We start from the raw sequence: 23,925 nt of genomic DNA, 5'->3' as shown, positions 1-23,925 counted from the left end.
ATTTTTAAGTTTATCGTGCAAAAATAACCAAAAAAAGAAAGTTTACTAACTTTGTCTACGAATTTACCAAAAGGAAACAGGAAACGATGCAGAACAACGTTGAAATTATCCAGATAAACATCTCAGGCGAAGACAAGCCGGGAATGACCTCTTCGCTCACCGAAATACTCGCGCGCTACGACGCCTTCATCCTCGACATCGGTCAGGCCAATATCCACCAGTCGCTGACGCTGGGCATCCTGTTCAAGACCACGGCCGACAAGTCGGGAAACATCATGAAAGAGCTGCTGTTCAAGGCTTCGGAGCTGGGCGTGATGATCCGCTTCACGCCGATTTCGGAGCGGAAATACGAGGACTGGGTGGGCCGTCAGGGCAAAAACCGATACATCATAACCCTGCTGGGGCGCACCGTCACGGCTCGGCATATCGCCGAGGTGACCAGCGTCGTGGCCGAGCACGGACTCAACATCGACGCCATGAAGCGTCTGACAGGCCGCATCCCGCTCAGCGAGGATGACCGTGCGGCCAAATCATGCATCGAGCTTTCGGTGCGCGGGTCGCTCACCGACGAGGAGCGCAGCACCATGCAGGAGGGATTCATGAATCTCTCGGAGATCGGTCTCGACGTCTCGTTCCAGAAGGACGACATCTACCGCCGCAGCCGCCGCCTGATCTGCTTCGACATGGATTCGACGCTGATCGAGACCGAGGTGATCGACGAACTGGCCGAACGCGCCGGAGTCGGCGAGGAGGTGCGGGCGATCACGGCCAGCGCCATGCGCGGCGAAATCGACTTCCGCGAGAGTTTCTCGCGCCGCGTGGCCCTGCTCAAGGGTCTCGACGTCTCGGTCATGGAGGAGATCGCCCGCAGCCTGCCCATCACCGAAGGGCTGGAGCGCATGATGACCATCCTCAAGCGCGTGGGTTACAAGACGGCCATTCTGTCGGGCGGCTTCACCTACTTCGGCAACTACCTGCGCCAGAAATACGGATTCGACTACGTATATGCCAACGAGCTGGAAATTGAGGAGGGCAAACTCACGGGCCGCTACGTGGGCGAGGTGGTGGACGGCCGCCGCAAAGCCGAGCTGCTGCGCCTGCTCTGCCAGTTCGAGGAGATCAACATCGCCCAGTCGGTAGCTGTCGGCGACGGCGCCAACGACCTGCCGATGCTCAATCTCGCCGGTCTGGGCATCGCTTTCCATGCCAAACCCAAAGTGAAGGCCACCGCCCGGCAGTCGATCTCGACCATCGGACTGGACGGCATCCTCTACTTCCTCGGTCTGAAGGATTCACGCATCGAATAACGGAGCTTATGCGACGCCTGCCGCTGTTATGCGCCTTTCTGCTGCTGACCGGGTGTTACGACTCCCGGTTCGGGGAACGGAGCGGCGGCGAGGAACCGGAACCAACAACGGCGACCATCGCCCAATTGCGCCAACTGTACGCCGGGACGACGTTCGTGATTGCGACCGACGTGGTGGTGTCGGGTCGGGTGAACACCAGCGATGCGGAGGAAAACTTCTACCGCACATTCTGCGTCGAGGAAGATGGAGCAGGACTTGAGGTAATGGCTGGTATCGACCATCTGCACAACGACTTTCCACCGGGAAGCCGCGTTACGCTGCGGCTGAAGGGGCTGGCGCTGGGCGAAAGCCGCGGCATATTGCAGGTCGGACGGAAACCCGCCGCGGGAAGCGGCTTCGCAACGGATTACCTCGGCTCGAAAGCCGCGCTGGACGCCGCCGTGAGTCGCACCGGCGAAGCCCCGCAGCCGGTCGCACCCGCTCTGCTGACGATTGCGGAACTCACGCCGAAGCGGTGCGGGACGCTGGTGCGGATTGACGGTCTGAGTTACACGCCCGAAGACCTTACGCCCGGCACGTGGGCGGGGTACAAACGCTTCACCGACGCCGGAGGAGCCGAAATATACACCTATGTCCGCAATTACGCCGAGTTCGCCGGCGAAGAGGTCCCCGCCGGAAAGAGCTGTTCGCTCACGGGCATTCTGCAATACGACGACGCCGGCAAAGGCCGTTACCTGCTCAAAATCCGCGATGAAAACGACTGCATGTATTAAACTGCTGGCGCTCCTGCTGCTGACGGCCTGCGACCGGACGTCGAAACTCTCGTTCGAGGGCGGCGCTCCCGGCGGCGTGCACACCATTGCGGACCTCAAGGCGCGCTGCACCGCAAACAGCGTCGCCGTAACGGAGGACATCACGCTCGAAGGCGTCGTCACGGGCAACGATTTCTACGGCGAATTTTACAAGACGCTCGTCGTCGAGGATGCCAGCGGCGGGATTTCGGTCCTGATCGACGGCACCCGACTCGCTTTCGACTACCCGGTCGGAGCGGCCGTCACCATCTTCTGCAACGGGCTTACGCTGGGCGATTACGGCGGCAAGATTCAGCTCGGAGTCGCGCCCGACGGCGATTACGGCGTAGGGCGGATTCCGCGTGAAGAGCTAGAACGCTATCTGCGCCGCAATCCGGACAAGGACCGCCGGCCGCGGCCGGCCGTATGTACGTTCGACGCCATCGGCCCTCGGCAGACAGACACCTACGTATGTTTCGAAGGAGTACGGTTCACCGAAGCGGGGCCGTGGTGCGACACCGATCCGGAGACCTCGGAACCGCAGACCTCCGAACGGACGCTGACCGACGCCCAAGGCCGGACATTCCGGGTCCGGACGCTGGGGACATGCGCATACGCAACGGAACCCGTACCGCAGGGCACGGGTTCCGTATATGGAATTATCGACTATTTCAACGGGAAATACACGCTCCGCGTCTCGGAGCGGCGCGTCGAATTCGCTAACGCTGCAGGGCTTCCCAGAGCATATCCTTCAACCGGGAAATATTCAGCCCCGAAACCGACGAAATAAAGACCGAGGGAATGCCTTCGGGCAGGTGGGGTTTCATCTGCTCGATCAGCTCCTCGTCCAGCATGTCGCACTTGGTGACGGCCAGCAGGCGCTCCTTGTCGAGCAGTTCGGGATTGTACTGCGTCAGTTCGCCCAGCAGGACTTCGTAATCGCGCCGAACGTCGTCGCTGTCGGCGGGAATCATGAACAGCAGCACCGAATTGCGCTCGATATGGCGCAGAAAGCGGGTGCCGAGTCCGCGGCCCTCGTGCGCCCCCTCGATGATGCCGGGAATGTCGGCCATGACGAACGATTTATGGTCGCGAACCTCCACGATGCCCAGATTGGGTTCGAGCGTGGTGAAGGCATAGTTGGCGATCTTGGGTTTGGCGGCGGAAACAGCCGCGAGCAGCGTACTCTTGCCCGCATTGGGAAAGCCCACCAGTCCCACGTCGGCCAGCACCTTCAGTTCGAGAATGAAAGCCCCTTCGTCGCCCTCTTCGCCCGGCTGGGCGTAGCGCGGCGTCTGGTTGGTGGCGCTTTTGAAATGCCAGTTGCCGAGACCTCCGCGGCCGCCATGCAGCAGCACCAGCCGTTCTCCGTCGGCGGTAACCTCCCCCACCGTCTCGACGGTTTCCGTGCCGTCCTCCTGCGTGACGATCCGTTTCGCAACCGTACCCAGCGGCACGGGAATCACGATGTCCTTGGCGTCCTTGCCCGACGAACGGGCGCCCGAACCGCACTGGCCGTCCTCGGCGAACTGGTGACGCTGGTATTTGAGGTGGATCAGGGTCCAGTACTGGCTGTCGCCCTGCAGGACGATACTGCCGCCCTTGCCGCCGTCGCCGCCGTCGGGACCGCCGAAAGCCACGAATTTCTCGCGGCGGAAATGCGCCGAGCCGGCTCCGCCGTGACCCGAACGGGCGAATATCTTTACGTAATCTACAAAATTCGATCCTGCCATAATGTGCCGTATTGGGGTGCAAAGACAGTGCAAGCCGGGTGCAAAGCCAAATTCATTGGGCTATGCCGGAGCGCAGCCTGTCTAAGCCGGAGTTTGTTTGCGGCAAAGATAGTGCAAGCCGGGCGCAAAAACAAATCGGCCGGCCGCACAATCGCTATAAATGCGTCAGATAACCGTATCTGACGAGGTCTTCTTCGCCCTGCGCGAGGTAGGCCCGGCCGTCGGCCATGACGTAAAGGCGGTCGGCGAGGTCGGTGACGTGGCGGTGCATATGGTCGGTCAGGAGAATGCCTTTGGACGCCCGCTCCTGCAGGATCAGTCGCTTAAGCGCGGAGACATGCAGGGGCGCAACCTGCGAAAAAGGCTCGTCGAGCAGTATGAACCGCGTGGGGCTGCGCAGGATCAGGTAACATTCCAGAATCCGCCGTTCGCCGCCCGACATCGCGTAAATCTTGGTTCCGAACAGTTTTTCGAAGAGCGGAAACCATTTCAGCAGGTCGCCGCGCGTCATGTCGTAATCCCGCAGCACCCGGTCCAGCGTCAGCCAGCCGGGAATGAAACCCTGCTGCGGCAGGTAACGCACTTCGTCGGCCCGGAAGCGGTCGTGCCACACGCCGTCGATGCGCATAGACCGGAAACCGGCCTGCAGGGAGCCGCAGAGAATCTTCATCAGACAGCTCTTGCCGCAGCCGTTGCGGCCCAGAACGGCAGAGACGCCGCCCGTCTCGACCGCCAGATAGACGCCCGAAAGGATACGCCGGTCGCCGAACGACAATTCGACCGAGTCGATTTCGAGGGTATGTTTTTCAGAGGGGTTCATACAGGAAAAGGGCCGTCAGTTTCAACAATACGTAACACAAGACAAAGTCCGCGGCGCAGCTTACGCCCAGCAGTTCGCGCCGCCGGACGCCCAGATTGCGGTAATAGAAGAATTCATCGCCGTAACGCTGTACGATCCAGACATAGAGATACAGCGGATAGACCGCCGCCTTGCCGAGCATGCACATCGGAATGATCTCCGGACCGTGCACCTTGACCAGCCACGCAAGCGCCACGCTCACCGCCGCGCAGAAGAAAAACATGGCCGAGTAGTAAAAACGGAGTATGAGCAGGAGTTTGCGGATCATCGTTCAAATATACGCATAAAAAACGGAGAAGCAGAGCTTCTCCGTATCCTTGAACGAATAAAACTGCACACGGCCGTCCGAATCGGCCCGCCGCACGAACGACGCTGCGCCACGCCACGCCGGATCGCAGGAACTGTGAACTCCGTGCGCCGGGCGGACCGGCGCCTTGCCGACGGCATACGGGACGGCCGGATGCGGCGCGACCGCTGTAGGGAGTAAGTGCACGGCGAAAATCCAGCGGCAGAAGTCACGCGGCAGAAATCACGCTGCAGAAATCGCACGGCGGAAACTACAGCGTCAGCGGCTCGTAGTCGAGTCCCCACGCATCGGCGACGGGCTTGTAGACCACCTTGCCCTGCACGATGTTGAGTCCCAGTTCGAGTTCGCGGTTTTCCCGGCAAGCCCGCCGCCAACCCTTGTCGGCCAGCTGGATGGCGTAGGGAAGCGTCGCATTGGTGAGCGCCAGCGTCGAGGTATAGGGCACCGCACCCGGAATATTGGCCACACAGTAGTGCAGGATGCCGTCCACATAATAGACGGGGTCCTCGTGCGTCGTAGGCCGCGACGTCTCGAAGCAGCCGCCTTGGTCGATGGCCACGTCGACCATCACCGTGCCGGGTTCCATCTCCTTCAGCATATCGCGCGTGACGAGCTTCGGAGCCTTGGCGCCCGGAATCAGCACCGAGCCGACGACCAGATCGGCGCGCTTGAGCTCCTCGCGGATGTTGTATTCCGAAGACATCAGGGTTTTGACGTTCTTGGGCATCACGTCGGCAAGGTACGTGAGACGCTGCAGCGAAATATCGCAGATCGTGACGTCGGCTCCCGTTCCGGCGGCCGTACGCGCCGCGGCCGTGCCGACCACGCCTGCGCCGATGACGAAGACCTTGGCGGGTTTCACGCCCGGAACGCCGCCCAGCAGGATACCCTTGCCGCCGCGAGGTTTCTCAAGGAAGTAGCGGCCCTCCTGCGTGGCCATGCGGCCCGCGACCTCGGACATCGGGATCAGCAGCGGCAGAGAGCGGTCGGCCCGTTCGACGGTCTCGTAGGCGCAGCACACCGCCCCGCTGTCGATCATGGCGCGGGTGAGAGGTTCGCTGCTGGCGAAGTGGAAGAAGGTGAAGACCAGCTGGTCCTTGCGGATCAGCTGGTACTCAGGGGCGATCGGCTCCTTGACCTTGATAATCATCTCGGCGCGGGCGTAGACGTCTTCGATCGTGGGAAGCATCTCCGCCCCTACCGCCGTATAGGCATCATCGGCAAAACCGCTGTTCACACCGGCCGAAGCCTGCACATAAACCTTGTGACCCCGTTTGGTCAGCTCCTGAGCGCCGGAGGGGGTGAGAGCAACGCGATTCTCGTTGTTCTTGATCTCTTTGGGAATACCGATAATCATGGAATTTTGAAGTTTTAATGGTTTTTCGACCTTTAAGTTACGAATTCCATGTCGAAATCCAAAAAAAATCGGCCGTTTTTTTACTTACGTCCTAAAATCGGTAAGAGACTGTAAGATAGAACGAACGGGGATAGGCATAGGTAAGGCGCGTCGCATGGGGAGCATAGCAGAGCGTGTCGCCCGAACGGATGCGGCGCACGCGCTGCGACTCGTAAGCGCTGTAAACGGTGTCGCCGTCGCCCAGCAGATTGCGCAGGATCAGCGACGCCGTCAGCCGCGAACGGTCGAACCAGAAGGTTTTGAAAAGCGCCGCGTCGAGGGTAAAGGCGTCGCCGAGCCGCTGCTGACGGGTGAAGGCGTCGAACATCTCCCGCGTCGTGCCGCCCTGACGGGCGATCCGCTCGGTGCGCCGCAGCAGCGACGGTTCGACGTAACGCGCGCCGGCGTATCCCGCCGAAGTTTTGAATCCCCATCCTTTCGGACCGAAGTAACCCAGTTCGGCGCAGGTCGTCAGCTGCGGCGCGCCGCCGGGCGTGCAACCGTTCAGGTGGCTCACGGCACGGGCGTCCACGACCGAATTATCGACGTCGGAGATCACGGTTATCCGCGGGTTGCGGATGAATTTGTAACGCCCCGCAGATGCGGCGAGCGACAGACTCCAGCGGTAAGAGAGCCGGATGTCGGCGGCGGCTTCGACGCCGCAGGCCATGCGTCCGATCCGCGTCGCAGCCATGTCGCAGAATACGCCCGCCATGTCATCGTAGTAACGACGGGTCTCGACGCCGTCGAACATTGCCAAGAGATAAGCCGAAAACCGCAGGGTCAGCGTTTCGCCCGTACGGCTGTAATTGATTTCGGCGGCATAGCGGCGTTCGGGACAGGGATCGTCGATGACGCGGTTGTTGTACTGCGGCTGGTAGAAAAGGTCCGCGGCGTCGGGCAGCACGGCTTCGGCGGCGGCCGACGCTTCGAGGTAACTGCGGGGCGAGAAGGCCCAGCCGGCGGTCGCTTTGAGGGTATAGGGCGTAAACCGCACCCGGCGCGAACGGCCGTACGACTGTGCGCCGGGGAAAAGCTCCTTCTCGTAATACCCGCGGCGGCAGACTGCGGCGGCGCCCAGCGAAAGGACGAGATCGGCGCGGAAGCGGTCGGAGCGGTATTCGGCATGCAGCCGCGCATCGGCCCGGCGCGTCGTCAGCGCATAATCGTAGCCGAACCTGCCGCCCTTGCGGATCGTACGGTCGGGACGCCGCAGGTCGTTCTGCAGAAGGTTGCTGTAGGTATCGTCGTCCACCAGATACTGGTCGATGTCGGTGATATACTCCGCACCCAGCAGGTCGCGCATCTGCTTGTAATTGCGCGACCGCGCATGGCGGAGAACCAAGTCGTAACGCAGTGTCAGCCGGGCGTCGAGCGCAGTCGTAAACAGGGCGCTGAAGTTCAGGTCGCCGAGCCGCTCGGCGCGGTCTTCGAGGGCATAGACGGCATGGCCCGCCGCCATGCGGTTCTGGGCGATCAGTTCGTCCCAGTCGATCTGCGTATAGCGCGCGTCGCCGGCCCGCCACGCCTGCTCGGTCTCGCGGTCACCGGTATAACCGGGCAGGTAGCGGTAGTTGTCGGGCATCGGCGTGCGGGCGTCGTACCATCCCAGCGCACTGTATTTGCGCGTGCCGTACTCCGCGCTGAAATCGGCGGCAAGCGACGTCGATTGCGAAACCGGCATCCGGTAGGAGACGACAGCCAGCGGCACGAACTCCCGCCGCACGCGCGAATTGCGGACCTTGCCGTGCTGGAATCCCCATGCGGGGTTATAGAGCCGGTCGCCCGTAAGCCGGAACGCCTCTTCGGCCGAGGAGAGACGCGTACCCCGGACCGAGGGCGGAACGATGAGCATCAGGCTCAGGTTGTGATCGTCGCCGAACCGCTTCGCGGCGCGCAGACTCGCAGTCAGCGCATTGGTGAAGACGCCTTCGACGTGCATGTCGCGCCCCGTACGGGCGTCGAGAGCCGCCGTACCGCTCCATCCGCAGCCGAGCGGTTCGGTGACGGACAGCCGCGCCCCGGCCAGATAGCTGCGGTCCGTAAAACTGACGGCGGTATAGCGCGACGCCTGCGGATAATCGGCCGTAAACCGGAACAAGCGCAAACCACCGACTCCGCCCGTAACGCCGTCCGCCGCCGCAAGCCCTCCATAGCGTACTTCATCGGCCCCCAACAGGCGCATCGCCCCGAAATACCGAGACGAAAGCCGTACAACCCCGACCGAGGCGGATTCGTCGCGGTAATTCAGGCCCCGGCGTTTCACGGAGACATAAGGCAGGTTGAAGGCGGTATGTTCGGCATAGAGGTCAGGAGTCGTCTGCACGGCGCGGTAAAACAGCGTCGAGTCGGTCAGCAGAAGCGGCGTACGCTCCTCCTGCCGGGCGGCATAGGGGTAATATTCGTCATCGGGATGCTGGGCCGCGGCACCGCATACGGTGAGCAGGCCGACCAGCAGACAACCGTATTTCGGGATCATGCACAGCGAATTTTCGGAATACAAATATAACTAATTTTGTCACTTCACCAATAAAAAACCGAAGCGTTTGCAGCAGCGATGTTCAGACTGATGGTATTTGACGCCGAAAAGGACGGTTCGATAAAAAAATAATCAATTTATTATTAGTTTGTTTCAATTTATTTTATTATATTGCTCATAAAGTTAATGAATAGCTTGTATAATATTCACCACCCACTTACACTTATTTCCTATGAAAAAACTTTCAGAATTCAGAAAAAAACTTCTTTACAGCCTTTATGGTTGCAGGTAGCGGATTGCTTTCGAGCAATTGCAGTAATGACGATCTGACCGTCGATCGGACAGTTCCGGATGACGTGGTCGCAACAAGATCCAGTGCATTCCATTGGACCTGTCCAGATTCCAAATGCGGATTCGATCTAAATGCGGGTTGGCAAAGTCATTGTGGCAGACCCGGATGTAAAGAAGAATACAGCGATAGTCACGGTATTTTGATTCTCACATTTGCCGATTACATTAAGAACACCGTAGGATTCGACACGGGAGGAGGTGGTGGTGCGGGATTTGATTATAACCGAATCGAATTACCTAATGGAAAATTTCCGAAATTCGCACCGGAGCCGTGGTACGAGACCCCCTGTGCCATGAAGTATTACAACGAACTTAGAAATTCCTCGCAATACAGACTGACACCGGGCTATGCGGAAGCAGTCGAATACGCATGGTATCGGACCGTGCGGATTCTCTATCCTAAATACCACAATTCGACAACCGTAGAAAGAGAATACACAAGATTTCTACTCAACGAAGGGCGAAACTTAACGGGATTTAAAGGTTCGGGGATACTTGATGCCAGCGAAGCCGCCGTGAAAGCGTTTGCGACATGCAGATAATACCACATGAGCTGCTCAATCAATTATGTTGGGCAGTTTATACCGATTAAACCATTCCAACTATGAAAACCATATTAAAACCGCTGTCTATAATTATACTGATTATGGCACTGGCAGGCTGTGCGGCACAAAAGAGCGGGAATACCCCCGGTAAAAGCACAGCGGAAGAGGTACTTTATACGCAGGCTTTGAAAGCACTGGAAGAGCGGAATTTTATCATTAAAATCGACGAGTTCCATTTTCCGTCGGACAAGGCCCCGGTCAATTCCACGAACAGCTATGTATCCATGCAAGGCAGTCACGCCGTTATCCGGATGTCACAGGATTTTCCATCCCAGATTCCCTCGAACCGGAATACGGAAAGCGATAATGCCGAAATAACGAAAGGTTCAGCCAAAAAGAACGGCGACATACAATTTCATATGCTAATTAAAGGTGCTGAGAAATGGCAGGACAGAGAACTAATAATTATATTATATAAAAATACGAATCAATGCTTTGTTAATATCAATAGAGGACATTCCGGACAAAATATTGTTAATTTCAAAGGATACGTATACCCGCTGGCGACCGAATGACACAAAACCGGGAGACCTTTTCAAAGGGTCTCCCGGTTCGAATAACATAATCGTCGGAATCAGACGGTTTTAAGCACTTCGAGCAGCAGGTCCCAGAATTTGGGAACCGTGGCGATTTCGAGCCGTTCGTCGGGCGAGTGTACGCCGCGCAGGGTCGGGCCGAACGAAACCATTTCCAGTTCGGGGTATTTTTCGAGGAACAGGCCGCACTCCAGTCCGGCATGGATCGCACGGACCTTGGGATCGGCGCCGAACAGCCGTTTGTAGGCATCGACCGTCTTTGCGAGCAGGGCCGACTGCGGGTCGGGCGTCCAGCCCGGATAGCCGTCGGAGTGAGCGACATCGGCCCCGGCCAGCGCAAATACCGATTCGACCATCTGCATTACATAGGTCTTGGCGCTCTCGACGGACGACCGCTGGGACGAGGTGACGACGATGCGGTCGTCCCCCACGAATTTGACCGAAGCGAGATTGGTGGAGGTCTCGACCAGCCCCGGCACGGCGAACGACATGGCGATCACGCCGTTGGGCACGCCCACCAGCGAATAGACCAGTCCGAACTGCGTCCGGGCGTCGAGCACCCGATCGACCTGCGGCATTTCGTTGAGCGTGATCTTGAAGTTGGGTTCGCGCAGACGGAACTCGGCTTCGAGATCGGCGGCGAAAAGTTTGTAGCGTTTGATGAACTCATCCTTGAACCGGACCGGAACGCCGAAGATCGCATAGGCCTCGCGGGGAATCGCATTGCGCAGGTTGCCGCCGTCGAACCAGCTCAGCTTCAGCTCGTAGCTCTGCATGCCGTCCCACAACAGACGTGCGACGGTCTTGTTGGAATTGACGCGGCCCTTGTCGATGTCGTCGCCCGAATGTCCGCCCTGCAGGTCCGAGACATCAACCCGGAAGAAGGCGTAGTTTTTCGGAGCCTCCTCCATCGTATAGCGGAACGTGGCGACCGTGTCGATGCCGCCGGCGCAGCCGATGAAGATCTCGCCCTCGTCCTCCGAATCGAGGTTGACGAGGTATTTGCCCGTAAGCATATCTTCGCCCAGCTCGAAGGCTCCGGTCAGGCCCGTCTCCTCGTCGACCGTAAAGAGCGCTTCGACGGGGCCGTGCTCCACGGCGGGGTCGATCAGGACAGCCAGCGCGGCGGCCATGCCGATACCGCAGTCGGCGCCGAGCGTCGTGCCTTCGGCCCTGACCCACCCGCCGTCGATGCGCGTGCGGATCGGGTCCCGGTCGAAATCGAACTCCACGTCGGAGTTCTTCTCGCAGACCATGTCCATATGCGACTGGAGGATAACCGTCGGACGGTTCTCGAAGCCCGGCGTGGCGGGCTTGCGCATCACCACGTTGCCGATGGCGTCCTTCTTGTATTCGAGATTGTGCTTCCGGGCGAAATCGACCAGAAATTCGATGATCCTGCCCTCCTTCTTCGAGGGGCGCGGAACCCGTGTGATGGCGTCGAACTGCTCCCAGACGATGCGGGGTTCCAGATTGGTAATTGCTGACATATCCTATGATAAATTAAAGTCCGTTCTTCATCCCCCGCCGGATTTCCGGAACGTTCTGCGAATCCGGCTCCGCAGAGCGAGGGTATTTTTTACAAAGATATTAAAAACAGCGCAATTTTCGGTATCTCAGGTCCTGTTTTTTGCAGCGGAAACGCGGCGGGCAAATAAATTTGCTTTTACATGCCGGTTCGATTATCTTTACGCAAAAAAACGGAGACCATATGACCGATTTCAGGATAGGACACGGATACGACGTGCATGCGCTGGCGGACGGCCTGCGGCTGATACTGGGCGGAATCGAGATTCCCCACACGAAAGGATGCGTCGCGCATTCGGACGGCGACGTGGCGATACACGCCGTATGCGACGCGCTGCTGGGCGCCGCGGCGCTGGGCGACATCGGGCTGCACTTCCCCGACACGTCGGACGACTTCGCGGGAATAGATTCGAAAATTCTGCTCCGCAGGGTTGCGGCGCTGCTGCGCGAACGGGGATACGAAATCGGGAATGTCGATTGTACGATCCGGATGCAGCGGCCCAAGCTCCGGCCCCATATCGACGCGATGCGCGCCGCAATGGCCGGTGCAATGGGCGTAGGCGATGACCGGGTGTCGGTCAAAGCTACGACCACAGAGCATCTCGGTTTCGAAGGGCGCGAGGAGGGAGTTTCCGTCTCGGCCGTGGCATTGATCTACAAAAGCTGAGCCAAAACGGCTTGGCGAATAAAAAAACGGAGCGGCTTTTCGGGGCCGCTCCGCCTGTTCCGGGATTTTCCGCCGGCGTCAGTCTATCCGCCGGAACTTCGGATCGCCCATCCGCTTGTTCCACAGCCAGCCGACGTAACGCATCGTAACGTCGGGCGTCAGCAGCGTCAGCACCGTCTCGCCGGTAGCCGTCGAAACGGCAAATTCGGCGTGATAGACCCTATTGCCGTCGGCGACATCGAACGAGATGCACCACCCCCACTGCAAGCGCGCGGCCTGATAACTGCGGATCGACATCGAGTCGAAATTGAGCATTTCGACGTATTGCGTAACGCCCCGTTCGGTAGGCAGGTGGATTTCGACGTGATCGACGAACATGCCGAAAAAGAAGTAGTCGGCATAGATGCTGCGGATAAGGCCGCCGGGAATCTCCTGCATGCTGTTCGGAAAGAACATGTAGTCGCGCGACTGCACCAGCGAGTCGATCTTCTGCGCATAGAGTCTAGCCCGGTAGGCCCGGCGTTCGGGGCGAGTCATGCCGCGGGCTGGGTCTTCATAGACCGTCGTGTGCTCGACGAGCTGCACGGGCTGCTGCTGGACGGGAACCACGGTCGTCTGCGGCACGCTGTCCACGGCCGAAGTGCCCAGCGAAAACTGCGGGGAGGACGGAACCTGCGGAGAGGATGAAGCTTGCGGAGATTGGGTGGCCGCTTGCGGAGACGGTGCAGCCGCTTGCGGAGACTGGGCGGCGACCGGCATCAGCCAGAAAAGAGCCGCCGCGCAGAGGAGCGCCCGGCCTGTTTTCAACCGCCGCAGGACAAAAGCCCCCGCCGAAGCGGGGGGTTCTGACTGCGGACTGCATTCCTGCGGTTCCGGCACAGCGTCCGGCGTGCGGTCTTCCGCAGGATGCCGCCGGAAACGTTCCGGACTTGCCGGCACGGCGGCGCGGCGCACTGCCCTGCCCTCCGGCGACGGGGTGCGGAACCCCGTCCGGCTTTGCAACCCGGATTTCATACTAATAGAGCTGAGAAATGCTTCCGGAGTACTCCACGGGGTTGTACCACGGATTGGTGATCGTCAGGTTGGCGCCGCCCGTACGGGTGAAGATCTCGAAGGTGAAGGTATAGGTCGAAGCCGAGAAGAGCGAAGTCGAGAAGGTCACCATCCAGCCTTCGTGGGTCTGCTCGGTCGTATATCCCTGCACGTTGGGAACCGTATAGTTGAGTATCATGACGTAGTAAGGCGGCACGTAGCCTTTGATGTAAGGCAGGCAGATGTCCACCGTACCGTCCCATACTCCGACGTTGAAGGCCGGATTCATGATCTGACGCATGGGGCCGGCCGGCTGGCGCTGCATGGTCTGGGGGTTGAACTGGAAATTGCGCGAAAGGATGACCGAATCCATCGTTTTCTCAAAACTGGCGATACGGTCCGCACGTCTTTTCTCACGCACCTCGCGGCGCTCTTCTTTGGGCGACAGATTCTTTTTCTGTCCGATCACGGTAGCGCCGACTACGCAGAGCAGCAGGCCCACGACGATAATAACTGTTTTTTTCATAGCACATAAAAGATTTGTACGGCTATGAAGTGCAAAATCGGTGCCTAACTGCTTAGCGTAGTGACTAAAGTCCCAGTTTTTTCAGGAATTCGCCCGTGTAGCTGCGTTTGCAGCGGGCTACCTCATGCGGCGTACCGGCGGCGACGATCTCGCCGCCCGCGGCTCCGCCTTCGGGTCCGATGTCGATGATATGGTCGGCGACCTTGATGACGTCGAGGTTGTGCTCGATGACGATGACGGTGTTGCCGCGCTCCACGAGTTTGTTCAGCACCTCCAGCAGCAGGCGGATATCTTCGAAATGGAGTCCCGTCGTAGGCTCGTCGAGGATATAGAGCGTGCGGCCCGTGTCGCGCTTCGAAAGTTCGCTCGCCAGCTTGATGCGCTGGCTCTCGCCGCCCGACAGCGTGGTGCAGGGCTGGCCGAGGGTCAGATAGCCCAGTCCCACTTCCTGAATGGCGCGGAGTTTCTGGTAGATGTTGGGAATGTTTTCGAAAAACTCCACGGCCATATTGACCGTCATGTTCAGCACGTCGTCGATATTCTTGCCCTTGTATTTGACTTCGAGCGTCTCGCGGTTGTAACGGTGTCCGCCGCACGTCTTGCAGCGCACGTAAACGTCGGGCAGGAAGTTCATCTCGATGGTCTGCACGCCCGCGCCGCGGCACTCCTCGCAGCGGCCGCCCTTGACGTTGAACGAGAAGCGGCCCGCCTTGAAGCCCCGGATCTGGGCGTCGGGCGTCATTTCGAAGAGTTTGCGGATGTCGGAAAAGACATTGGAATAGGTCGCCGGATTGCTGCGCGGCGTACGGCCGATGGGCGACTGATCGACGACGACCAGTTTGTCGACATGTTCGATGCCCTCGACGCTGTCATACTCCAGCGGCTGGGCGAAAGAGCGGTAAAGCTCCTTCGAGAGGATCGGCCGCAGGGTCTCGTTGACGAGCGTCGATTTGCCCGAACCGCTGACGCCCGTGACGCAGACGAACTTGCCCAGCGGGAATTCGGCGGTCACGTTTTTGAGGTTGTTGCCCTTGGCTCCGCGGATCACGATGCTCTGGCCCGTCCCCTTGCGGAGCGTTTCGGGAATTTCGATGCGGCGGCGGCCCGTCAGGTAATCGGCCGTGATGGAGTCGGACTTGAGAATGTCATCGAACGTTCCGGCCGCAATGATATTGCCGCCCTTGCGGCCCGCGCGGGGCCCGACATCGACGATGAAATCGGCGGCGCGCATCATGTCTTCGTCGTGTTCGACGACGATCACCGAGTTGCCCGCGTCGCGCAACTCTTCGAGACTGCGGATCAGTTTGCGGTTGTCGCGCTGATGCAGGCCGATCGACGGTTCGTCGAGAATATAGAGCACATTGACCAGTTTGGAGCCGATCTGCGTAGCCAGCCGGATACGCTGACTCTCACCGCCCGACAGCGAGCGCGACGAACGCGAGAGCGACAGGTAGCCCAGCCCCACGTCCATCAGGAAGCGCAGGCGTTCGCGGATCTCCTTGACGACCTCCTGCGCGATCTTCCACTCCTTGTCGGTCATATGCTCCCCGATACGGGCGGCCCACTCCGAAAATTCGGAAATCGACATGGCCGAAACGTCGGCGATACTCAGGCCGCCGATACGGAACTGCAGGGCCTCCTTTTTCAGGCGCGTGCCGCCGCAGACCGAGCATTTGCGGTAGACGAGGAACTGCTCGCGCCACTTCTGGCCGTGTTTGGAGTCGTCGTCCTCGGTGCGGCCGATGTATTCGGCAACGCCCTCCCACGAAACGAGGTGGTTGCCGCCCGACGAACTGAACTCCGAGAGGTTGATCGTCAGCGGCTCGGAATCGCCGTAGAGAACAGCGTTCAGACCTGCTTCGGGCAGCGTGCCGACGGGGTCGTCGAGCGTGAAGTCATAACGGCGGCCCAGCATTTCGAGGATGGCGAAAAGCATGTTGTTGCGGAACTTGCCCAGCGGTTCGACGGCCCCTTCGCGCAGCGAAAGCTTCATGTCGGGAATGATCTTCCCGACGTCGAACACCGCCTCCTCGCCCAAACCGTTGCAATGGGGACAGGCGCCCTGCGGCGAGTTGAACGAAAAGGTATGCGGCGCGGGGTCCTCGAAAGCCACGCCCGTCGAGGGGCACATCAGATGGCGCGAATAGAAACGCTGCTGCTCGGTGCCGTAATCGTAAACGGCCATCGTGCCCTTGCCCTGCCGCATAGACTCCCTGAGCGAAGTCATCACGCGGTCGCGGGCGTCCTCGGCCACGACGAGCCGGTCCACGACCAGATCGATCGTATGGATTTTATAGCGGTCGAGACGCATACCGGCCGAAATCTCGCGGATCTCGCCGTCGATGCGCGCATAGATATATCCTTTCTTGGCCAGCGACTCGAACAGTTCGCGGTAGTGGCCCTTGCGGCCCTTCACGATGGGAGCCATCAGGGCGATTTTACGCCCGGCAAAGCCCGTCATGATCAGCTCGGCGATCTGCTCGTCGGTGTAATGCACCATCTCCTCGCCCGTGACGGGCGAATAGGCGCGCGACGCGCGCGCATAGAGCAGACGCAGGAAGTCGTTGATCTCGGTAACCGTGCCGACGGTCGAACGGGGATTCTTGTTGGTCGTCTTCTGTTCGATGGCCACCACGGGGCTGAGACCCGTGATCTTGTCCACGTCGGGACGCTCCATCGTCCCCACGAACTGACGCGCATAGGTCGAGAGCGTCTCCATGTAGCGACGCTGCCCCTCGGCGTAGATCGTGTCGAACGCGAGCGACGATTTGCCCGAACCCGAAAGGCCCGTTATGACAACCAGTTTGCGGCGCGGAATCTCCAGATCGACATTCTTGAGGTTGTGGACCCGTGCGCCCAGTATTTTGATCGTATCTTCTTTCATCATCGTAATTAAACGCACCGGAAGCTCCGTTTATTGAGCGGAGCGGATTTTTCCGGCGGGAATATCGTACAAAGATACGACATATGCGGCGCAAAACAAAACGAACAGAAGAAAATTCGGCCGGGACAAGATGCGGCGCAACTGCCGGAAAGACAGAGCCGGAATACGAAGAAAAGCAAAGCGGAATTCCGAAGAGACAGCAGCCCGGAACTCCGAGAAAAAGCAGGCCCGGACGCCGAGGAAGAACAGGCCCGGACGCCGAGGGAAAGCAGGCCCGGACGCCGAGGGAAAGCAGGCCCGGACGCCGAGGAAGAGCAGGCACGGACGCCGAGGAAGAGCAGGCACGGACGCCGAGGAAGAGCAGGCACGGACGCCGAGGAAGAGCAGGCACGGACGCCGAGGAAGAGCAGGCACGGACGCCGAGAACTGCGAGAATCCAAGCCGGAACTCCTTAGAGACAGCGACGCGCCTCTGAAGAAAAACCGGATCGGGCATCTAAAGAAAAAAACGCAGGATCAAGCCTCCGACGGACTGCGGAGACGGGAGACGGGAAAAGCACAAGCCGGGGTTCCGAAAGACAGCGGAGCCGCGGACAGGCAGGACGGAGCTGGGACCGGAAAGCCGTCAGAGCCTCAGCACTTCAGTTCGAAGTCGTCGGCATCCATCCATGCGGGGAATTTCTCCTTGAAGGCCGCCTGAGCTTCGGAGTCGAATTCGGCGGTCAGCGTCCGTTCGCGGTCGCCGGCGTCGGCCAGCGTACGGCCGGCGAAGTCGATCAGCGCCGAATCGCCCGCATAGCTTGCGTCGGGATCCGTACCTACACGGTTCACGCCCGCCAGATAGCACTGGTTCTCGATGGCGCGGGCGCGGAGCAGCGTGCGCCACACCTCGCGCCGGTCGTCGGCCCACGAGGCGCTGCACAAAATGGCGTCATAGTCGCCCCTATTGCGGCTCCACACCGGAAAGCGCAGGTCGTAGCAAACCAGCAGCAGGAAGCGGAAGCCCATGTATTCGACGATCACGCGCCGGTCGCCGGGCGTATAGTCGCGCGCTTCGCCGCCGGGGCGGAACAGATGGCGTTTGTCGTACCACGCCGTCTCGCCCGAAGGTTTGACGAAGAACATCCGGTTGCGGAACCGCTCCTGCTCGGCGACGACGACACTGCCCACGACGGCCCTGCCGTACTGCGCGGCCCAGCGGCGCATGGTCGTGACGACCAGCCCGTCGGCCGGTTCGGCGACGCAGGACGGACGCAGTTTGAATCCCGTGGCGAACATTTCGGGCAGCACGACAACATCGGCATCGGCGGCGGCCACGATCGGCTCCAGACGTTTCAGGTTCCGGGCGGTGTTTTCCCACTCCATATCGACCTGACAGATAGCTACGCGTATTTTCATAGGAAACTTCTCTTTTGTAACAAATATATGAAATTTTCTTACAGTTTGCACTTTTTGCAAGAAAAAAGCGGGACATCCTATGGACATCCCGCAAATTTCATGCGATCCGCGCATACCGACGCGGCGCGGCGTAAGCCGGAACAGAGCGGCGAACCGGGTCAGCTTTCTCCGAGCCGCCACACGGTAACGGACGAAGCGTTGCTCCGCTGGTGCAGCACCGAGACTTTGCAGGGCACGAAATCCGAAGCGCCGCACGTCCAGACATCGACGAACTGCTGGGGGCTGCGCTCCGCGAGCGGGAACCATGTGCTCTGCACCTGAATCATCACCCGGTGTCCGGCGCGGAACGTATGCGCGATGTCGGTCATGCGGAACGGCACGCGGGCCGGAACGCCCGGCGTAAAGGCTTTGGGACGCGAGAACCCGTCGCGGAAACGCCCCCGCATCACGTCGCCGCGCACGAGCATCCGGCAGCCGGACTGCGGATCGTCGTCGGGAAAAACGTCGATCAGCCTGACGACAAAATCGGCGTCGGTGGTCGAAAGGATCACCTCCAGCTCGACATCGACGGGTCCCGCGAGGGTCATATCCCCGTCGAGCGGCTCGGTGACGAAGGTCAGCACGTCGGAACGGTCCGACACGAAGCGCTGGTCGGCGAGCATATACTCTTTGGGGCGGCGTTCGCCGAAGGATTCGATATAGGGCACGGGATCGGCCGGATCGGACGTATAGGCGGAGGCGGAGCTTTTGGCCGTCGGGCGGCGGGTTTCGAGACGTCCGCCGTCGGAGAGGTAGAAGGTGAGCTTACGCGCTTCGCGCGGCGTCCAGCGGTCGAAAGCATGCCAGCGGTTGTCGCCCGACGAGAAAACCGCGGCGGCGGGAAGCGGGTCCGCGGCGCCCTCGCCCTTGAGGTAATGGTCGAAGAAAGGAAGTTCGAAATGCTCCATATAGTATTCCCACGCCGCCTCGCGCCCGAAATCGAACGCTCCGAGTTTTCCGCTGCCGTTGCGCCATGCTCCGTGCGCCCAAGGTCCCACGACCAGATGGCACGGCGTTGCGGGGCTTTGCCGGACCATGGCCCGGTAGAGGTTCCACGCCCCGAAGCAATCCTCGGCGTCGAACGTCCCTCCGACGACCAGCACGGCCGGCTGTACGTTGTAGCAGGCCCTGCGCAGGTCGCGCGCCTGCCACCATGCGTCGTAGGAGGAGTGTTCGGCAAGCTCTTCCCAGAAAGGATTGGGTCGCTGAAGTTCCGTAAGTTCGGCCAGCGTCGCATGTTCCCGGAAGAACGTCCACTCGTCGGGGCGGGTCCGCTTCGACATCGGGGGCATCTTTTCGGTCGGAGTATGGCCCGGAGGGGTGTTCATGCCGCTCAGGAAACGGTAGGAGTCGGTGAGCATCAGCACGCCGTTGTGGCGGACGTCGTCGCCCATGAACCAGTCGGTGACGGGAGCCTGCGGCGAAACGGCCTTCACCGCAGGATGGGTGCAGAGACCGCCCATCATGGCGTAGAAGCCCGGATAGGAACTGCCGGCGAAACCCACCCTGCCGTTGTTGTGCGGCACATGCTTCACAAGCCACTCGACCGTGTCGTAGCTGTCCGTCGTCTCGTCCGTCTCGCCGTATCCCGCAGGGCGGACATGGACGAATTCGCCCTCGCTCATAAAGCGGCCCCGCACATCCTGCATGACGACGATATAGCCGCGGTCGATATAACTGCGCATATAGCCGCTCCCGAAGCCGCGGGGAAACTCGCCGGGACCGTAGGGGGCGCAGCCGTAGGGGGTACGGAAAATAAGGATGGGGGCTTTGGCATCCGTTTTGGGCGTATAGACCGCGGTATAGAGTTTCACGCTGTCGCGCATCGCGATACGGTATTCGGCCTTGTCGTACAGTTCATCGACGGGCTGCCGGGCAAAGGCCGCGGCCGCCGTGAGCAATCCTGCGAGCAGGAGTGCGGAAAATAGGCGCAGCTTCATGGTCGGGAGTTTTCGGTTAGTGTCCGAAAGGTACGCTTTTTTCCGCAATAGCCAAAGCCTCGGCGGAAAATCGGATTCATTCGAAGCGGCGGGTCCGATCTATTCCCGCGCGGAAAGTTGCATAGCCGCGAAATTAAACGTACTTTTGCAGTCGGTCAATTCCGACAAACGACAATATGCTCAGAGCAGGACGCATCCAGAAACTCACCGTAAGCCGCATCTCGGATTACGGATTATACCTTGCGGACGAGGAGCAGAACGAGGTTCTGCTGCCCAACCGTTACATATCCCTTACAGACAAGCCGGGCGACGAAAAGGAGGTCTTCCTCTACCACGACTCCGAAGACCGGCTGGTGGCGACGACCGAAACGCCGCTGCTGCGCGTCGGCGAGGCGGGTTATCTCCGCGTCGTGGACAAGACGGCCCACGGGGCGTTCCTCGACTGGGGGCTGTACGGCAAGGACCTCTTCCTTCCGAACCGCAACCAGCAGGGCGGCATCATCGCCGGACGGAGCTACATCGTCTACCTCTACGAAGACAGCGTCACGGGCCGCTGCGTGGCGACCTGCAAGCTCAAGAGCTTCATCAACAACGACATCATCACGGTGGCGCCCCGTCAGGAAGTCGATCTGCTCGTGGCGTCGGAGAGTCCGATCGGCTACCGCGTGATCATAAACAACCGGCACTGGGGCATGCTCTACCGCAACCAGCTGTTCCGCCCCATAGCGGTCGGAGACCGGACGAAGGGTTACGTCCGCAAGCTCACCGAGGACAACCGCATCGACGTCAGCCTCCAGCAGGAGGGTTTCGCGCAGGTGAAGGACTCGGCGGAGGTTTTGCTGCAGCTGGTCCGCGACAACGGCGGCTTCCTGCCGCTGAACGACGACAGCGCCCCGGAAGAGGTGAACCGGCTGACACAGACGAGCAAGAAGATTTTCAAACGTTCGCTGGGCATGCTGCTCAAACGCGGCGCCGTCACGGTGGACGAACAGGGAATAAAGATCAACGAGTAATGGCCAAGATAACGACCGCGGAACGGGTTTCGCGGGAAGCTTCCGACAATTTCGTGTTCCAGCGTTCGCTGCTGGCCTACCATGCCGCGGCGCAGCGCATCAGCGGCGACGTGCTGGAGATAGGCACGGGGGCCGGTTACGGCATCGAGGTCGTGGCGCCCCGCGCCCGGAGTTTCGTCACCATCGACAAACTGGCCCCCGCGCCCGAACCGACGCAGCTCCCGAACGTCGAATTCCGGCAGGCGACAGTTCCGCCGCTGCCCTTCGCAAACGACTGTTTCGACTTCGTGATCTCGTTTCAGGTGATCGAACACATAAAACGGGACCTCGAACTGGTGCGCGAAGTGAAGCGCGTGCTGCGTCCGGGCGGAAAGTTCATCGTGACGACCCCGAACGCCCCGATGTCGCTCACGCGCAACCCGTGGCACATCCGGGAATACACCGCCGTGGAGCTGCGCAGCCTGCTCGGCAGCGAATTTTCGTCGGTCGAGGCGCTCGGCGTTTCGGGCAACGCGCGGGTCATGGAATATTACGAACAGAACCGCCGCAGCGTGGAGCGCATCACGCGCTTCGACATCCTCGACCTGCAGCACCGGCTCCCCCGCTGTCTGCTGCAATTCCCCTACGACGTTCTCAACCGCATAAACCGCCGCAGACTCCTGAAGTCCAACACCGATCTCACGACCTCGATCCGCATGGACGACTACCGGATCGGCCCCGTGACGGACGAGAGTTTCGATCTGTTCTTCGTGGCGGAAAAATAGACGGAATCATCTGATAAAAACCAAGGGCTGCCCCACTGCGGGGCGGCCCTTGTCATATTGTCCCGGACCTACATTCGACATGCAGGCTGCGCCGCCGAAATCAGCGGCAGCGGCCGGCGGTTCCGCCACGAAAAGGCATGAGGTTGCAGCGGTTCAACGGGAATGATCCGGTTCCCGATTTCGAGGCCCGTATTTACGAAAAAAATGCAAGGAATCGGAAACTTACGATAAAATATTGTACAAAAAACAACATTACATTTTAATCGTACAGCACTGATTATCAACATTGATATTCATTAAAAATCTTATCTTTGGCTTTCAAAAATCCAACGATTTGACTGCTAACGACATGCATATCAGGCTGGTTATCCGAATCCGGGAGTTCTGCAATAACTTAATATAAAAAAGGGATTGCAGCATGCTCATAAAGAATCACTCGCCTTAACGAAGACCCGACTCCGCCAGATCTCATGAATTAACTATTAATCCTCCTCCATATGGAATTCATCATAACGATTCTCGTCATGGACATATTCATTGTCCTCATAATATACCGACGCCTGCGAAACCATATACACTATGTTTCAGGGCAGGCAAAAGCCAGACTGAACTATATCCGTATCCTGATCGATACCGTATATACCTATTCCCACCAGCCGGAACTGCTGCAAAAACCCCTGCAAAAAGAGATGTCGATCAAAAAACTGCTGGCTTATCATGTGATCGACAACCGATGCGACCGTCTTTTCTCCGCCAGAATGAAAGTGAACAGCAACGATCAATTGCTGTACATGCTTCATAAAGAGGGATTTTCACCACGGGAGCTATGTGTCATATTCGAATTGAACAACCTCAATTCGGTATATGTCAAATGCCACCGAATAAACAAGAAACTGCATGCGGGCGACATGCAGGAAGTGCTTTCGAAATAAACAGCCAAAAGCAGACAGCCCTTCCCGGCCGGAAGCCCTGCTTCCGGCTTTTTTCGTCCCCTCCCGGCAACGTATTCTTCATAGCTGCGGTTCGGAATCCGCCGCCCAGCTTTTAGACAAAAGCGTCCCCGCCCCGGTTCGGCAGACCAACTTTCGATCTGTTCGGTGAAACCGGATCCTTGGAAAAACCGCCGTCCGGTCCCTGCGTTCGTCCCGTTTCCTTCGGACCGGCAGGGAGCCGGCGGGAAGGCCGCGGCGGGCAATCACGGGGCGATATTTATTAAATATTTGAAATCCAGCGAGGTGAATAATAAAAAAGCAGCCGTTTTTCCGCCCGGAACAACGCCCTTATTACACGAAACCTCCGTAACAGGATATTTTTCGTTTTGTAAACTAAAAAAAATACGAAATATTTTGCACAGTAAAAACTAATTCGTATTTTTGTTTTGAAACGAAAGGTATTATTTTCATATTGAAATTAACAAGTCGCTTCGGGAGCGGAAAATGAACGCTGATATGGACCGCCGCCTAAACAACTGACCATGAAATCGAAACTGCCGCCAAACCGGATTCCGGAACCTGCCGGAATAAGAACAACAGCAATGGCCGCCGCCGATGCGACGGCACCTGTACCCGCAGCAAAATGCCGGTTCCACGCCCCTGCGACAACCGCAGGCAACGCGGTTTCGGACCGCACCGGCAGCATTCCCTGCCGGAAAAAACCGAATCGAATCTCGAATCCGCTGATCGCTTCCGGCGCTTCCCGCACCATACAGAGCCATTGGCGACCATACCTATATTTATTTAACCGACAACATTCAAACAACTTAAACATTTAAC

21 protein-coding genes are annotated in these 23,925 nt (G+C 59.2%); 10 read left to right on the top strand and 11 right to left on the bottom strand.

The features are described from left to right. Positions 1-86 precede the first annotated feature (86 nt). From serB to HMPREF9720_RS09555, 3 genes are read left to right on the top strand one after another with little or no spacing between them, the layout of a single operon-like run. A complete protein-coding gene (serB, locus tag HMPREF9720_RS09565) occupies positions 87-1,307 on the top strand; it encodes a phosphoserine phosphatase SerB (RefSeq protein ID WP_009598021.1) in 1,221 nt (406 codons plus the stop codon). 8 nt (positions 1,308-1,315) lie between these two features. After that, a complete protein-coding gene (locus tag HMPREF9720_RS09560) occupies positions 1,316-2,080 on the top strand; it encodes a DUF5689 domain-containing protein (protein ID WP_009597921.1) in 765 nt (254 codons plus the stop codon). Next, positions 2,058-2,888 carry a DUF5689 domain-containing protein gene (locus tag HMPREF9720_RS09555; RefSeq protein ID WP_039940327.1) on the top strand — a complete coding sequence of 277 codons (831 nt, stop codon included), beginning with the start codon at positions 2,058-2,060 and terminating at the stop codon, positions 2,886-2,888. The genes HMPREF9720_RS09560 and HMPREF9720_RS09555 overlap by 23 nt, the downstream gene beginning before the upstream one ends. Here HMPREF9720_RS09555 and obgE read toward each other — a convergent pair. The 5 genes from obgE to HMPREF9720_RS09525 all read right to left on the bottom strand — a co-directional run bounded on the left by obgE (position 2,818) and on the right by HMPREF9720_RS09525 (position 8,872). Continuing rightward, a complete protein-coding gene (gene obgE, locus HMPREF9720_RS09550) occupies positions 2,818-3,831 on the bottom strand; it encodes a GTPase ObgE (protein ID WP_009598009.1) in 1,014 nt (337 codons plus the stop codon). The genes HMPREF9720_RS09555 and obgE overlap by 71 nt on opposite strands. Before the next feature lie 154 nt (positions 3,832-3,985). Continuing rightward, on the bottom strand, positions 3,986-4,651 hold the full coding sequence (locus tag HMPREF9720_RS09545) for an ATP-binding cassette domain-containing protein (RefSeq protein WP_009598090.1): 666 nt from the start codon (positions 4,649-4,651) through the stop codon (positions 3,986-3,988). Further along, a complete protein-coding gene (locus HMPREF9720_RS09540) occupies positions 4,638-4,958 on the bottom strand; it encodes a hypothetical protein (protein WP_009598097.1) in 321 nt (106 codons plus the stop codon). The genes HMPREF9720_RS09545 and HMPREF9720_RS09540 overlap by 14 nt, the downstream gene beginning before the upstream one ends. A gap of 289 nt (positions 4,959-5,247) precedes the next feature. Continuing rightward, positions 5,248-6,354 carry an alanine dehydrogenase gene (ald, locus tag HMPREF9720_RS09530; protein WP_009597985.1) on the bottom strand — a complete coding sequence of 369 codons (1,107 nt, stop codon included), beginning with the start codon at positions 6,352-6,354 and terminating at the stop codon, positions 5,248-5,250. 91 nt (positions 6,355-6,445) lie between these two features. Further along, positions 6,446-8,872: a TonB-dependent receptor gene (locus HMPREF9720_RS09525; protein WP_254654380.1), complete on the bottom strand. Its 2,427-nt coding sequence runs from the start codon at positions 8,870-8,872 to the stop codon at positions 6,446-6,448. A 278-nt stretch (positions 8,873-9,150) separates the two neighbouring features. Here HMPREF9720_RS09525 and HMPREF9720_RS15445 point away from each other — a divergent pair, with 278 nt between their 5' ends. Both HMPREF9720_RS15445 and HMPREF9720_RS09520 read left to right on the top strand, forming a co-directional pair. Beyond that, the gene (locus tag HMPREF9720_RS15445) at positions 9,151-9,765 is read left to right on the top strand and encodes a hypothetical protein (protein ID WP_014776246.1); all 615 of its coding nucleotides are present in this window, start codon (positions 9,151-9,153) and stop codon (positions 9,763-9,765) included. 62 nt (positions 9,766-9,827) lie between these two features. Further along, positions 9,828-10,343: a DUF4251 domain-containing protein gene (locus HMPREF9720_RS09520; RefSeq protein WP_009598010.1), complete on the top strand. Its 516-nt coding sequence runs from the start codon at positions 9,828-9,830 to the stop codon at positions 10,341-10,343. 59 nt (positions 10,344-10,402) lie between these two features. Here the strand turns inward: HMPREF9720_RS09520 and HMPREF9720_RS09515 are convergent, their stop codons facing one another. Then, complete coding sequence (locus HMPREF9720_RS09515; protein ID WP_009598064.1) at positions 10,403-11,854, bottom strand: aminoacyl-histidine dipeptidase; 1,452 nt, start codon at positions 11,852-11,854, stop codon at positions 10,403-10,405. A gap of 221 nt (positions 11,855-12,075) precedes the next feature. On the opposite strand from HMPREF9720_RS09515, the gene ispF reads away from it, so the two are divergent. Then, the gene (ispF, locus tag HMPREF9720_RS09510) at positions 12,076-12,558 is read left to right on the top strand and encodes a 2-C-methyl-D-erythritol 2,4-cyclodiphosphate synthase (protein WP_009598041.1); all 483 of its coding nucleotides are present in this window, start codon (positions 12,076-12,078) and stop codon (positions 12,556-12,558) included. 78 nt (positions 12,559-12,636) lie between these two features. Here the strand turns inward: ispF and HMPREF9720_RS15900 are convergent, their stop codons facing one another. From HMPREF9720_RS15900 to HMPREF9720_RS09480, 5 genes are all read right to left on the bottom strand, one after another. Next, a complete protein-coding gene (locus tag HMPREF9720_RS15900) occupies positions 12,637-13,572 on the bottom strand; it encodes a hypothetical protein (protein ID WP_014776243.1) in 936 nt (311 codons plus the stop codon). Position 13,573: 1 nt separating this feature from the next. Next, positions 13,574-14,116 carry a DUF4251 domain-containing protein gene (locus tag HMPREF9720_RS09500; protein ID WP_009598015.1) on the bottom strand — a complete coding sequence of 181 codons (543 nt, stop codon included), beginning with the start codon at positions 14,114-14,116 and terminating at the stop codon, positions 13,574-13,576. A gap of 64 nt (positions 14,117-14,180) precedes the next feature. Then, positions 14,181-17,003 carry an excinuclease ABC subunit UvrA gene (uvrA, locus tag HMPREF9720_RS09495; RefSeq protein ID WP_039940324.1) on the bottom strand — a complete coding sequence of 941 codons (2,823 nt, stop codon included), beginning with the start codon at positions 17,001-17,003 and terminating at the stop codon, positions 14,181-14,183. Between the two features lie 629 nt (positions 17,004-17,632). Then, on the bottom strand, positions 17,633-18,397 hold the full coding sequence (locus tag HMPREF9720_RS09485) for a nitrilase-related carbon-nitrogen hydrolase (protein ID WP_039940319.1): 765 nt from the start codon (positions 18,395-18,397) through the stop codon (positions 17,633-17,635). 158 nt (positions 18,398-18,555) lie between these two features. Continuing rightward, positions 18,556-20,376: a CocE/NonD family hydrolase gene (locus tag HMPREF9720_RS09480; RefSeq protein ID WP_009597898.1), complete on the bottom strand. Its 1,821-nt coding sequence runs from the start codon at positions 20,374-20,376 to the stop codon at positions 18,556-18,558. Positions 20,377-20,552: 176 nt separating this feature from the next. Here HMPREF9720_RS09480 and HMPREF9720_RS09475 point away from each other — a divergent pair, with 176 nt between their 5' ends. The 4 genes from HMPREF9720_RS09475 to HMPREF9720_RS15435 all read left to right on the top strand — a co-directional run bounded on the left by HMPREF9720_RS09475 (position 20,553) and on the right by HMPREF9720_RS15435 (position 23,924). Continuing rightward, positions 20,553-21,389: a CvfB family protein gene (locus tag HMPREF9720_RS09475; RefSeq protein ID WP_009598019.1), complete on the top strand. Its 837-nt coding sequence runs from the start codon at positions 20,553-20,555 to the stop codon at positions 21,387-21,389. Then, complete coding sequence (locus HMPREF9720_RS09470; RefSeq protein ID WP_009598073.1) at positions 21,389-22,153, top strand: class I SAM-dependent methyltransferase; 765 nt, start codon at positions 21,389-21,391, stop codon at positions 22,151-22,153. Before HMPREF9720_RS09475 ends, HMPREF9720_RS09470 begins: the two co-directional genes overlap by 1 nt. Before the next feature lie 497 nt (positions 22,154-22,650). After that, on the top strand, positions 22,651-23,085 hold the full coding sequence (locus HMPREF9720_RS09465; protein ID WP_039940317.1) for a hypothetical protein: 435 nt from the start codon (positions 22,651-22,653) through the stop codon (positions 23,083-23,085). A gap of 542 nt (positions 23,086-23,627) precedes the next feature. Continuing rightward, positions 23,628-23,924, top strand: a complete 297-nt coding sequence (locus HMPREF9720_RS15435) for a hypothetical protein (protein WP_130062600.1) — start codon at positions 23,628-23,630, stop codon at positions 23,922-23,924. Position 23,925 lies beyond the last annotated feature (1 nt).

This window comes from Alistipes sp. HGB5 (genome assembly GCF_000183485.2).
Taxonomy (GTDB): Bacteria; Bacteroidota; Bacteroidia; order Bacteroidales; family Rikenellaceae; genus Alistipes; species Alistipes finegoldii.
Note: the sequence above shows the minus strand (reverse complement) of the source record. Positions and strands in the feature narration are given on the sequence as shown.

Coding starts and splice junctions, on each gene's coding strand:
- serB (WP_009598021.1), top strand. CDS start 87: ATGCAGAACAACGTTGAAATTATCCAGATAAACATCTCAGGCGAAGAC.
- HMPREF9720_RS09560 (WP_009597921.1), top strand. CDS start 1,316: ATGCGACGCCTGCCGCTGTTATGCGCCTTTCTGCTGCTGACCGGGTGT.
- HMPREF9720_RS09555 (WP_039940327.1), top strand. CDS start 2,058: ATGAAAACGACTGCATGTATTAAACTGCTGGCGCTCCTGCTGCTGACG.
- obgE (WP_009598009.1), bottom strand. CDS start 3,831: ATGGCAGGATCGAATTTTGTAGATTACGTAAAGATATTCGCCCGTTCG.
- HMPREF9720_RS09545 (WP_009598090.1), bottom strand. CDS start 4,651: ATGAACCCCTCTGAAAAACATACCCTCGAAATCGACTCGGTCGAATTG.
- HMPREF9720_RS09540 (WP_009598097.1), bottom strand. CDS start 4,958: ATGATCCGCAAACTCCTGCTCATACTCCGTTTTTACTACTCGGCCATG.
- ald (WP_009597985.1), bottom strand. CDS start 6,354: ATGATTATCGGTATTCCCAAAGAGATCAAGAACAACGAGAATCGCGTT.
- HMPREF9720_RS09525 (WP_254654380.1), bottom strand. CDS start 8,872: ATGATCCCGAAATACGGTTGTCTGCTGGTCGGCCTGCTCACCGTATGC.
- HMPREF9720_RS15445 (WP_014776246.1), top strand. CDS start 9,151: ATGGTTGCAGGTAGCGGATTGCTTTCGAGCAATTGCAGTAATGACGAT.
- HMPREF9720_RS09520 (WP_009598010.1), top strand. CDS start 9,828: ATGAAAACCATATTAAAACCGCTGTCTATAATTATACTGATTATGGCA.
- HMPREF9720_RS09515 (WP_009598064.1), bottom strand. CDS start 11,854: ATGTCAGCAATTACCAATCTGGAACCCCGCATCGTCTGGGAGCAGTTC.
- ispF (WP_009598041.1), top strand. CDS start 12,076: ATGACCGATTTCAGGATAGGACACGGATACGACGTGCATGCGCTGGCG.
- HMPREF9720_RS15900 (WP_014776243.1), bottom strand. CDS start 13,572: ATGAAATCCGGGTTGCAAAGCCGGACGGGGTTCCGCACCCCGTCGCCG.
- HMPREF9720_RS09500 (WP_009598015.1), bottom strand. CDS start 14,116: ATGAAAAAAACAGTTATTATCGTCGTGGGCCTGCTGCTCTGCGTAGTC.
- uvrA (WP_039940324.1), bottom strand. CDS start 17,003: ATGATGAAAGAAGATACGATCAAAATACTGGGCGCACGGGTCCACAAC.
- HMPREF9720_RS09485 (WP_039940319.1), bottom strand. CDS start 18,397: ATGAAAATACGCGTAGCTATCTGTCAGGTCGATATGGAGTGGGAAAAC.
- HMPREF9720_RS09480 (WP_009597898.1), bottom strand. CDS start 20,376: ATGAAGCTGCGCCTATTTTCCGCACTCCTGCTCGCAGGATTGCTCACG.
- HMPREF9720_RS09475 (WP_009598019.1), top strand. CDS start 20,553: ATGCTCAGAGCAGGACGCATCCAGAAACTCACCGTAAGCCGCATCTCG.
- HMPREF9720_RS09470 (WP_009598073.1), top strand. CDS start 21,389: ATGGCCAAGATAACGACCGCGGAACGGGTTTCGCGGGAAGCTTCCGAC.
- HMPREF9720_RS09465 (WP_039940317.1), top strand. CDS start 22,651: ATGGAATTCATCATAACGATTCTCGTCATGGACATATTCATTGTCCTC.
- HMPREF9720_RS15435 (WP_130062600.1), top strand. CDS start 23,628: ATGAAATCGAAACTGCCGCCAAACCGGATTCCGGAACCTGCCGGAATA.